An 11975-nucleotide genomic window follows, 5' to 3' on the forward strand; every position below is an offset into this window, starting at 1 on the left:
ACATCTCTCCACACTTGAAATCTCATAATTTGGGACGTAGATTTCATTGTATGGGAGAGTATAGCGCAGTTTCCGGAATTAAAGTGTTGGATCGAGCAATGGCCATCATGATGGCCGCCGCCAACCATCCCTCCACCCTCAACGAACTATGTGAAACCACGGGCCTACCTCGGGCGACGGCACACCGGCTAGCCACCGCACTGGAAGCGCACCGCATCCTCGTTCGCACCCCCGAAGGAAAGTGGAAGGCCGGTCCAGCCCTCCCTGGCAACCGTGACCACCTACTAGAAGTGGCGGGTCCAATTATGGAGAAGCTGCGCGAGGACACCGGCGAGTCCATCCAGCTTTACGAGGTCACTGGAAATACCCGCACCTGTATTGCCACCAGGGAGCCCGAGTCTGGCCTTCATAATGTCGTCCCCGTCGGACGCCAGCTACCACTTAGCTCCGGCTCCGCAGCGCGCATCATTGCCGCCTATGTAGATGTCAATATCGAAGACGCCTCGTTTACTCTCCAGGACATCGAAGCAGCAAGAAGCCAAGGATATTCGGAGTCCATTGAAGAACGCGAAGCTGGGCTAGCCTCTATTTCTGCACCGGTTTTCGACGAAGCCGGAACTTTCCTGGCAGTTTTGTCCATTTCCGGATCTGTCGAACGCTTCCAGCCTTCACCCGCGCAAAAGTACGCCGATATCCTTACTGCGTCCGCTCGCGAGTTGAGCAGCAAGCTTTAAACCCCCCCGACCCCACCCCGCCCGTCTCTGCCTAATCCTGACAGAGGCGGGTATGGCCTTTTTCTACTCATTTAAAAAAATTTGAGGAAACTCGCCGCCAGCTATTGAGACCAAACTGAAAATGCGATTTAATGAAAATACGTTGAAAACAACGGGGACTATTCCCCGCCAGAAAGGATCAGTCATCATGACCCACACCACCCACGAGAACCACACCCACACCCACGGCACCGATTGCGGCCACGTATCCTTCCCACACGGCGACCACACCGACTACCTCCACGAAGGTCATATCCACCGCGAGCACGATGGCCACTGGGACGAGTGCGAGACCACCGAGCACGTGGAAGCCGAGGCTCACACCGACCACACTCATGGTGAAGGCTGCGGCCACGTAGCAATCCCGCACGGCGACCATGTGGACTACCTGCACGACGGCCACCGCCACGCCGCACACGGCAATCACTACGACGAGCACTAGTTGCAGCTCGGGGCTTAGCCCCTCATTGTGCGCCGCCCTGGCCCTTCACCTTGTGGGTCACGGCGGCCATTTCTATGTCTACCCTTCCGCTAAAGAGCGCCCCGAAATTCACACCAGAAACATATCTGCGAGCTCGACAGGACACACTCTCTCATTTCTGTTAAAACTGACAGTCAGACTATTAGTTCTTTCCGGTTGGGTGCTACGGTTCTTCGAGTGATTACTAGTTGGAAGATTTTTCTCCAAGATTTTGTCCGCTTGTGGCGGACCCCGCAGGTCTGGGTGATCCTTATTGGTTTGATGATCACCCCAGCCCTGTATTCCTGGGTAAACATCTCCGGTTTCTGGGATCCCTACGGAAACACAGAACACCTCAAGGTCGCCGTTGTAAATGAGGACAAGGGCGCCACCTCGGAGATGACCGGCCACTTAGACGTCGGCGGACAAATGATTGACAAGCTGCATGATAACGACAGGCTTGGCTGGCAATTCATGGACAGGCAAGAAGCCGAGGACGCCGTTAAGAAGGGTGACGTCTTCGCCTCGGTAATAGTGCCCGAGGACTTCTCGGCCGATTTCGTCAGCCTGTTTAAAGGTACGTATTCTCAGCCCACGCTCGAATACCACGTTAACGAAAAGCTCAATGCAATCGCGCCGAAGATTACTGATACCGGTGCTTCGACTCTGGATACCACTATTAGCACTACTTTCAATGAGCAAGTGGCAGATTCAGTGGCGACGGAGCTTAAAAATTCCGGTGGTGATTTAAGCCAGAAGATTAACCGTACCGCGAGCGATACCGCGGATTCTTTTTCGGAAACCGCAGACACTGTAGCCAACTCGCGCAGCCAGTTGGCCGACGTTCACGCCACCATCGATGACGCACGCCCGACTATCGCGCAAGCGCGCGAATCACTCGGGACAGTCCAACAGACCGTCGATGACGCGCAGACCGCGTTGAACGAAGTTAATTCCATTACCGCCGAGGTCCAGCGCGAGGTCACTTCTTTCTCCGATGACGCCACGGCCGCTTATGTGGAAGGAACGACCGCGTTGGCAGACGGCACCGCTTCTGCCAACGCTACCGTGGGCTCGGTATCTGGCAAGCTACGCGGTGCCCTCACTCGCGTCGATGCTGCTTCTGCTGGCGCAGCAGGCATCGTTGGTGAAGCGGATCGGGCTATTGACCAGCTCGATAAGCTCGCCTCATCTCCAGCCCTGCCCCCACAGGTTTCCCAGCAGATTAAAGATCAGGTGGGAGATTTGCGTGAGCGCAATAGTCAGAACCGCGCAGTCCTCGGTGACCTGGACTCTCTCAACAGCGATACCAACGACACCATCGATTCGCTCAATAAGACAACGAGCTTGCTGGATAAGATGGCTGCCCAAACGCGCGATGACTCCCACGCGCTGCGCGATAATGTGGCCGAGGGCTTGCCCAAGCTCAATGCCGCGCTTTCCGACGTCACAGCTACCACCGGAAAACTTTCCGCCTCGCTCGAAAGCCAAAAGGCCCTGGTGGGCCAGACCGATGGGCTCTTGGGCGGCGTCGACGAGCAGCTTAGCCAAGCCCAACAGGTAGTGGAACGCTTCTCCGTAGACCTAGACGGCATTGAGGAAGGGCTTCGCGCCTCCCGCAGCGATGTGTTGGCGTTGAGCAATACCGCCAATAACAACTCCATCTTGCAGTCGGTCAAGGGCCTGAATACCGATGAGGTCTCTTCCTTCCTTGCCTCTCCTGCGGAGATGGAAAGCCACGCTGTCTTCCCTGTGAAGCACTACGGCTCCGGCATGTCCTCGCTATTTATCAACCTCACACTGTGGATCGGCGCTTTCATGCTGCTCATCATCTTCCGCGCTGAGGTAGACCCGCAGGGTCGCAAAAACCTCACCATCACCACGGCTTACCTTGCCCGCTTCCTTTTACTCTCCTTCTTTGCCATCGCCCAAGCGCTCATCGTGTCCATCGGCAACCTTGCCATTGGAGTCGAGCATGCCAATGCAGCGGCTTATGTCGGTACTGCAGTCATCGTAGGCCTGTGCTACCTGAGCATTACCTATAGCTTGGTGTCTACGTTTGGCCACGTGGGCCGAGGCATCGCGGTGGTCTTCGCCTTCATCCAGATTCCTGGCGCTTCCGGCCTCTACCCGATTGAGATGACGCCAGATTTCTTCCGTGCGGTACACCCGTTCCTCCCCTTTACATACGGCATTGACGCCATGCGAGAAACCGTCGGAGGTTTCTACGGTAACCATTACGCACGTGACCTTTGCGCGCTCATTGGCATGGCTGCGATTGCCTACATTATCGGTACGGTGATGCGCCGTGGCTTGTCCAACGTCAATATGTTGGTCAACGACGAACTGCGCAAGGGTGGATTGGTTATCAATGAACAGGTCCACCTTGTAGGAAGCCGCTACCGTTTCACCGATCTCCTCTATGCCTTAAACGACCGCGAGGCTTATCAACAAAGCCTTGAGGATAAGTGGGGCATGGCGCGCAGGAACTACTCTCAGTTGATGAAAATCACCGTGGCGGTGGGCCTGGCGCTGGTTGTCGCTTTGGGTATCTACTCACGCATTAACCCTGGAGAAAAGGCCATCATCTTCGGCCTAGCCTGCCTGGTTACGCTCATCGCGGTGGGTGTTATCTGTTCCCTCGAGTACGTCAAACAAAGCATCGCACATGATAACCGCCTGGCGGATCTCAGCGACGAAGAAATCCAGGAACACCTCGAGCACCAACAGGAACATCCAAACCGCTACCTCCTGGAAGATTTGGACGAGGAATCCGCACCTGCTGATACCACCGAGACTAAAGAAATACCCGCCGTTGAAGGCGATGACTCCGGAAAGGGCGGCGAGTAAGTCATGAAAAACATTCTGACCATTCTCCGCGATGACCTCCACGCCATTCGCACCAATGTCATGACCGCAGTCATTATCTTCGGTCTTGCTATCATTCCGTTGCTTTTTACTTCCTTCAACGTGCTAGCAAGCTGGGATCCTTTTGCCAATACCAACCAGCTCAAGATTGCTGTTGCCAGCGAAGATGAGGGACACGAAAGTGACCTAGCCTCATTGAAGCTCAATTTGGGCGATGAAGTACTCTCGCAGCTCAGCCGCAATCACGAAATTGATTGGGTCATTACAGATAGCGCCGATGCGGTCGAAGGAACAAAATCCGGTGAATATTATGCCGGCATCGTCCTGCCAAAGGATTTCAGCGCGGATCTGCTTACCTTTTATGTAGAAGGAACCGAGCCCAGCAAGCTCAATCTCTATACCAATGAGAAGAAGAACGCGCTGTCTACCACCATCACGCAAAAGAGCGCGGACGGCGTCATTCAAAAAATCGACGAGTCCTTCACCCGCGTGGTGTCCAATGTTGGTCTCGGCGTCGTATCCGATTTGGATAAATACCTCAACGAAGACGACACCCAGACGGCGCTCAATAACCTTCACAACCGCATTAATAATGTCAGTACTCGCCTCGATGCGGCTTCAGGCACTGTAGGTGCCCTAAGCAATCTTGTCGATTCCACCCTCCCGCTTACGCAGGCAGCGGATAATATCCTCGCCGAGGCCGGCCGCCAGGCTACGGAGACGGACAATGCCCAAGGCGAGAACCCCATTGATATTCTGCGCTCCACCCTCAATGACTCTGCAGATTCATTAGACGCTTCCTTAGCGGCTACTACGCAAAGCTACGATGCGCTTTCTGCCCAGGTGGATGAGTTGCTCAATAACGCAAGTAACGCCACCGCACAAACGGCGCAGACCTACCGCAGCGCAGCTGAACGTGTGAATGAGCAAACGAGCGCCTTTGAGGGCGTACGCGCTTCCATCAAGGAGCAAGCCGATAAAGCGGCGCTGCCGGCTCCAGTCGCTGGCGGCTATAAGGCGTTGATGGGCCAGATTGATGCTTCTATCGCCCAGAGCAACGCCCTGCATGATTCGTTGGTTTCGACCGCCGATGATATTGAGCAGGGCCGTGGCACGTCCCAAGAATCGCGCCAGCGCACCAAGGATGCCATCGCCAATGCGAAGCACGCCGCAGAGAAGGCGCGCACTTCTTATAACGAGAACCTCAAGCCCCAGCTGGATCAGCTCAACCAAAGCGTCTCTGTAGTGGCGGGCGATATCGATGCTGTCAAGCAGGACATAGCTGGTATTCGCGACTCGGTTTCTCGCAATAACGAGTCCCCACAGCAAAGCCTCGCCCGCGCCCGCGATACTACTGCTGGCCTTGCTGCCACCTTGCGGGAGCAAAGCGGCCGTTTCGCGGACATGGGACGCAAGATCGACGAGGTTCGCCATGGCGGCGACCTAAGCAAACTGGCCGATATCGTTGGCTCTGACCCAGAGCTACTCGCCTCCCGCATTGCTGCTCCTGTGGCTGTGGACCGTGAACCGGTCTATCCTGTGGCCGCCTTCGGCGTAGGCATGACACCGTTCTACCTCACCTTGTCGCTGTGGGTAGGTGCCCTCCTAGCGTGCGTGCTGGTCCATACCAACGCCGAGCGCAAGTACTTGCGAAAAGACGAGAACGGCAAGTACGACGAAAGCGATTTCACCCGTGGCCAGGCATTCTTCGGTCGCTTTGCCACGCTCGCGTTGGTCGGTCTGGCTCAAGCCACCTTGGTGGTGCTCAGCCTCATCTTCTTCGTCCAAATCGAGCCTGCACATCCATTCATGCTCATGTTCGCAGCATGGGTAGTTTCGCTGGTATTCATGTTGATCATTTACTCACTGGTCATCACACTCGATAGTGCCGGCAAGGCCTTGGCGGTGTTGCTGCTTGTGATACAAGTGTCAGGCTCCGGCGGCGCCTACCCGCTGCCATTGCTGCCCGAATGGTTCCAAAACGTCAGCCCGTGGCTGCCAGCGACTTATGCCATCGATGCTTTCCGCAGCGCCATCGCGGGTATCTACCATGGCGATATTTGGCGCGAGTTGGGCATGCTGCTGCTGTTTACCATCCCAGCATTGCTCGTCGGACTCCTTATCCGCCGCGCCATGGACGCTTATCACAAGCGCCTACAAAAGGCGATTAAGAAGACGAAGGTGATGGCATAGCCAGCGCTTGGCGACGCCCCCTTACACAGCCCAGCGAGCCGTTTCACGGCCCGTTGGGCTTCTTTCTTGCTGCGGTCTAGCGCAGGGCGCAACTGACCACTCAGAACTCACTGTAGTGGGTGAAATGCCTCCTGCTCCACTGTTAGGGCGCTCGACGAGAATCGAGCGAGAATTGAAGAATACAGGCGCCTGAGGGCCGAGAGATTTATGGGCCACCAACCGCAAAAAATGCGCCTGGAACTAAAAACAAAAAGCTGCGAGCCATTAAGCTCGCAGCTTGCTAGTGGTACCCCGTACGGGATTTGAACCCGTGTTACCGGCGTGAGAGGCCGGCGTCCTAGGCCGCTAGACGAACGGGGCGCGTTCGCAGCAATCGCACACTGTGCGTTGCGGACTTGTTAAGAGTAAACGATGGGTTAACTGAGCACAAATCGCACGCTTAGGGGCGTTTTTGCGGGCGGAGGCTAAGAAAACGAAAAGGGTCCCGAGTCTTCTACTGCAGTGAGGGTTCTTCATGGCCGGGGTGCGGATCGAATCAGTGGTTATTCCGCATGCAGTCTGTGGATAGTCCGTGGCCGAGAGCGCTGTGCTAGTAGGACTCGGGATGGCGCTGTGCGTCGAAGTGCATATACTGCAGGCTCCTATACTTCGTACAAATGTTGGTGGGAAGGAAGTTGTGGATTATAGCGTTACTACCTGGCTATGCTTTCGGCCTGTGCGCCTTCGCTGTGGTGCGTTTCGATTTCTGTCACCCGCTCTCCTTTCTGTCTGTTTTCTGCTGTACTTGCAGTCTATGCCTGTACTTGCAGGACTGGAAGGGGTTTGCGCAACTTCGCGGTGGTCTTAACCCTGGTCTTATCGGCGGCGCGTCGCTGCCTGCGCGGACGCTACCAATGGTCCGGGGTTAGGTTATAACCAGTCCCCCATGCTTGGCCACATCTCCACGTGGCCTTTAGAAGACACGTCGCAATCGATACCTCCCCCTTTAAGCCCCGAAAGGATACCGCCTCGGATATGAAAAATCCTCCAGCGCTAAGCTGGAGGTCTTTGTACCCCGTACGGGATTTGAACCCGTGTTACCGGCGTGAGAGGCCGGCGTCCTAGGCCGCTAGACGAACGGGGCATAGAACTAGTGAGCCTGCCGTTTAAAGCATTTTCACTGCTGGCCTACCAGGACTCGAACCTAGAATGGCGGTACCAGAAACCGCTGTGTTGCCAATTACACCATAGGCCATTTGCTAACTCGCTAGGGAAGCTAACTGCCTTTCAGCCGTTCTCCCTTGCTCGCTGCAACGTGTAATAACTATAATGATCTTCGCGTAAACTGCCAAATCGCCAGCGCATAACGCTTTTTCAGCCCATAAAGGCGGCATTTTAAAAAGCGGTGAATGACAGTGCTGTAGTTCAGCCGTCATCCACCGCGCTAACGCGAGAGGAGTTCTTAATCCCAGCGTTGACTGCAGCGCTTGCCGCAGCGCTACCTACTGCGCCGCCGGGACGTAGGGAGTCACCTCGCGTGCGGCACGCAGGCGGGCCAAGGTAGATTCCTTACCCAGCAGCTCCATGGACTCAAAGAGCGGTGGGGAAACCTGGGCACCAGAAATAGCTACGCGCAGCGCGCCATAAGCCTTGCGAGGCTTCAGCTCTAGGTCTTCAATAAGCGCCTTGGAAAGGGCCGCCTCGATATTCTCGGTCTTCCACTCCGCAACGCCCTCGAGGATCTCGATGCCCACCTCGAGCGGCTGAATGGCCTCTTCCTTGAGGTTCTTCTTCGCTGCCTTCTCATCGAGCTTTAGATCGGCATCTGGGGTAACCAAGAAGCTCATGAGGCCATAAGCATCGGAAAGCGTCTTGATACGGGTCTGTACCAGATCTGCTGCAAAGGCAAATTTCTCGCCGTCATAGTCGGCCGGAAAGTCCGTGTATTCGGTCAGGTAATTGCGCAGACGGAAGGCAAACTCTTCTGGGTCTAGCTGGCGGATGTGATCCGCGTTGATGGCCTCGAGCTTTTTCTGGTCAAAGCGTGCGGGATTACCCAGCACATCGTGGACGTCGAAGTTTTCTACCAAGTCATCCATGCTGAAAATATCCTGGTCAGCAGACAGCGACCACCCCAGCAGGGAGAGATAGTTAAGCATGCCCTCCGGGATGATGCCATTATCACGATGGTTGAACAGGTTGGACTGCGGATCGCGCTTAGAGAGCTTCTTATTGCCCTCGCCCATCACGAAGGGCAGGTGGCCAAACTCTGGGGTGAACTCGGCGATGCCAATCTTCTGCAGGGCGTCGTAAAGCGCGAGCTGCCGCGGAGTAGAAGACAGCAGGTCCTCACCACGCAACACGTGAGTGATGCGCATCAGGGCGTCATCGACCGGGTTAACCAGGGTGTAGAGGGGCGCACCGTTGGAACGAGCAACCACATAATCCGGCTGGGTTTCAGACTTGAAGGTCATTTCCCCGCGGACCAAGTCAGTCCAGGTCCAGTCCTGATCCGGCATGCGTAGGCGCCACACCGGCTTGCGACCTTCGGCCTCAAAAGCGTCGATCTGCTCCTGGGTGAGATCACGGTCAAAGTTGTCATAGCCCAACTTCGGGTCACGGCCAGCCGCCTTGTGGCGCTCCTCTACCTCTTGGGCGGTGGAATATGCCGGGTAGACAAAGCCACCTTCGATGAGCTTGTCCAAGACTTCCTTGTAGATATCCATACGCTGGGACTGACGGTAAGGCTCGTGCGGGCCACCGACATTGATGCCCTCATCCCAGCCCAGCCCGAGCCAGGTCAAGGAATCAATGATGGCCTGGTAGGACTCTTCAGAGTCACGGGCAGCATCGGTGTCCTCGATGCGAAATACCAGTTTTCCGCCGGTATGACGGGCGTAGGCCCAGTTGAATAGTGCGGTGCGCACCATGCCTACGTGCGGTGTGCCGGTTGGGGATGGACAAAATCTAACGCGTACTTCAGTCATGCCCACCATCGTAGTGGAGCCGCCGATTCCAGTCCGCACCAGCCCAAAGTGGCCTTGGGCTCTGCCCGGCGCGCGGCCGTTTACACACCATTCCTACACTCAAATTGGGGTAACCGAAAACGAGATTCACTACAAAACCACAGGTCGATGAAACTGGTTTCCATTACAGCTACCAGGTTATGGGAATCATTTTCTATAGTTTCTGGTGAACTTGTGAGAACTGTAGAAAGGCCTTCCCAACTGTGGCTTCCCCACGCACCCGTTTCCTTGCCACGCTGAGCACATTGGCGCTTATCACTCCTGCTACGGCTGTCGCGGGCCCCGATGATGGCAAGCACATCGCTACCAATACCCACGTTGACTCCCCCAAGTCTTTCTGGGAGAACAACGATTTCGTCCTAAAGTCCGAGTTTGGCGGTCAAGAGCCCCCGATAGCCGACACCGTTGCCTGGGTGGGCAAGGGCTACAGCGCCACAGATAACAGCAACCAGTATCTCTATACGCTTCCGGCAAACGGGACCCAAGACTACATTGGGGCACCTGGTACGACCTACTACACAGCGCCGCACCAAGTATCCGGCAATACTTCACCCATTTGGCTGGGCTTTGGCGCCGATACCTCCTTGCCCACGGACAAATTCCGTGACGGGGTCGCGTTCCTTGATTTGCTCAGCGTCGATGGCCCCGGCGAGGTGGAGCTTTTTACCAATAAAGATGATGAGGCCGGCACCCAGCTGCACCGCATGCTCGGTTCCTTCCCTGATTCGCCGCACTCTGCTTACCTTGTTGCCGGCACGCATACGCACAACTCCACGCTGTTTACCAAGCCCGGACGATACCGCCTGACCTACCGCACCAGTGCGCGCGGAAAGGACGGCCAGCTCATAGCCAATGAGCCACAGACCACCACCATCCAAGTGGGCGGGCAGAAACCCAAAGAAGAAAAGACGCCGAGCCTCAAGGAACGCTTCGCACAGTCCGCAGCCGGTAACGCCGCTGCTGCAGGCTACAGCCTGCGCATGGCGCCCAAGTCCAACCCCGAAAAAGACGGTGACGACAAGCTCACCACCATTTCCTTCGATGCCAAGAACAAGGCGCAAGGCACCCTCACGCTGCTTATCGACGGCTACTTCCTCACCGACCTTCCCGTCAAGGATGGGCATGCTCAGTGGGACGAATATATGGGCCCCGACCCTTCCCAAGTACAGGCCGTATTTACCCCAGGGGGCGATGCCCCACGCTGGATATCCCAACCTCTTGACTTCCAACCCGGTAAATCCAGCCACACCGATTCTTCTGCCGCCGCTGATACGTGGCAGGAAACCTCCCAACCGCGCCAGCTTGCCCCCACCCAGGAAACCGAGCTAAAGGAACTGGGCTACACCATCCGCATGCGCAAGCAGGGCGATGGCGGCACCAAGATCGTGGTGGATACCGAGGATAAAAACTTCAACGGCCTACTCACCGGCGGGCTCTATGACACCAAAGGGGCGAAATACCCCACCGTGGATCTGGAAACCCCTATTACTAATGGCCACGGCGAGGTCTCCTTTGATGAGGGCGAGTACTTCAAGGGCTATTTTGCCAAGGTTAACCTCTTCCCCCATTCCACTCTGAAGGCCGGACATGCCAGCAGCGTAATCACCGAGTCCTTTGCTTTCGGCGAAAATTATGAAGTCAATGGGAATTTTTCTACTTCCACTGACGAACCGGAGACTACTCCCGGCGAGCAAGATACTCCGTCTTCAGCGCCGCAGCCAGGCACCGAAAAACCGCAAACCGGCAATGCACAGTGCAGCGACAAGTACCTATTAGACCGTGGGCATGTAGATATCAAGGCCCAGCCTGCCGAGGGAGGCTTTGCAACCGTTCTGCGCGATGACACGGCGCAGGTAGACAAGAAATCTGTTGACCGCAAACTCGATGACGTTGTACTCGGTGTACACGATAATGCTCTTACCCCGCGCAATAAGAAGCTCGCGGGCAAGGAGTTCGATTTCCTAGGAAAGCCCGGTGAGCGCTTCTATCACCTGCCGCAAACCCAGGACCAAAACATCATCTGGCCCGGCTATAACACCCAGGATCTGGACTATTCCTTAACCAAGGACAATGCCGTCAACCTCAACTTGAAGCCCACCTCCACGCCGGACGGTGCCGAATGGGGCGCATTCATCGATGGCACCCATGGCAAGGGCTTTTCGGTCCTCGCCAATTCTGCGGCTAAAGACTACAACATCGAAACCAACTTTCCGGCCCATACCCATACGCACTGGGCCTTTTCCAAGCCTGGCTTGTACACCTTTGAGGCCACCTATACGGCCACGGGCACAGACGGCAAGGAGCTAAAGTCCGCGCCCCAAACCCTCACCTTTGCCGTGGGCGATAAGACGTTGGATTCCTGTTCCTTCCGCGCGCCGGGCACGTCTGGGAGCGGAGAGCCCAGCGAAAGTCCAACGGATAAGCCTTCCGCGGAGCCTTCCCAGGAGCCTTCCACCCAACCATCCGCCCCAGATACGCCGGACAAGCCAGCTCACCCCGGTAGGCCAGAAGAGCCCACAGGGTCCTCGTTTAGCCCGTGGAGTCTGGTCCTCCCAGCGGTTCTCGTGGTGGTTTTCAAGGCCTTTTATAACTTCTTCCGCGATAACGAGGACCTCATCCGCAAACGCTTCGGCCTCAACTTCTAAGCCTCTTCTACCCCACCAACTAGACGGGAAA

The 11975-nt window shown here is 56.1% G+C and carries 6 protein-coding genes and 3 tRNA genes; 5 read left to right on the plus strand and 4 right to left on the minus strand.

What is annotated here, in order from left to right; translation table 11 throughout:
* Positions 1 to 50: 50 nt before the first annotated feature.
* From ACLI1L_RS07515 to ACLI1L_RS07530, 4 genes are all read left to right on the plus strand, one after another.
* Positions 51 to 734, plus strand: coding sequence for an IclR family transcriptional regulator (locus ACLI1L_RS07515; protein WP_411707255.1), 684 nt, complete (start codon positions 51 to 53; stop codon positions 732 to 734).
* Between the two features lie 187 nt (positions 735 to 921).
* Positions 922 to 1215, plus strand: coding sequence for a hypothetical protein (locus tag ACLI1L_RS07520; RefSeq protein WP_086588483.1), 294 nt, complete (start codon positions 922 to 924; stop codon positions 1213 to 1215).
* 216 nt (positions 1216 to 1431) lie between these two features.
* The gene (locus ACLI1L_RS07525; protein WP_411707256.1) at positions 1432 to 4083 is read left to right on the plus strand and encodes a YhgE/Pip family protein; all 2652 of its coding nucleotides are present in this window, start codon (positions 1432 to 1434) and stop codon (positions 4081 to 4083) included.
* A gap of 3 nt (positions 4084 to 4086) precedes the next feature.
* Complete coding sequence (locus ACLI1L_RS07530; protein WP_411707257.1) at positions 4087 to 6294, plus strand: YhgE/Pip family protein; 2208 nt, start codon at positions 4087 to 4089, stop codon at positions 6292 to 6294.
* Between the two features lie 284 nt (positions 6295 to 6578).
* Here ACLI1L_RS07530 and ACLI1L_RS07535 read toward each other — a convergent pair.
* The 4 genes from ACLI1L_RS07535 to gltX form a co-directional block, all read right to left on the minus strand.
* Positions 6579 to 6654 (minus strand) — tRNA-Glu (locus ACLI1L_RS07535).
* 690 nt (positions 6655 to 7344) lie between these two features.
* Positions 7345 to 7417 (minus strand) — tRNA-Glu (locus ACLI1L_RS07540).
* Between the two features lie 39 nt (positions 7418 to 7456).
* Positions 7457 to 7528, minus strand: a tRNA-Gln gene (locus ACLI1L_RS07545).
* A gap of 247 nt (positions 7529 to 7775) precedes the next feature.
* Complete coding sequence (gene gltX, locus ACLI1L_RS07550; RefSeq protein ID WP_086589141.1) at positions 7776 to 9269, minus strand: glutamate--tRNA ligase; 1494 nt, start codon at positions 9267 to 9269, stop codon at positions 7776 to 7778.
* Positions 9270 to 9502: 233 nt separating this feature from the next.
* Here gltX and ACLI1L_RS07555 point away from each other — a divergent pair, with 233 nt between their 5' ends.
* The gene (locus ACLI1L_RS07555; RefSeq protein WP_411707258.1) at positions 9503 to 11944 is read left to right on the plus strand and encodes a choice-of-anchor M domain-containing protein; all 2442 of its coding nucleotides are present in this window, start codon (positions 9503 to 9505) and stop codon (positions 11942 to 11944) included.
* Positions 11945 to 11975: the final 31 nt, after the last annotated feature.

The sequence above is a fragment of the Corynebacterium sp. LaCa117 genome, from assembly GCF_046717765.1.
Lineage (GTDB): Bacteria > Actinomycetota > Actinomycetes > Mycobacteriales > Mycobacteriaceae > Corynebacterium > Corynebacterium kefirresidentii.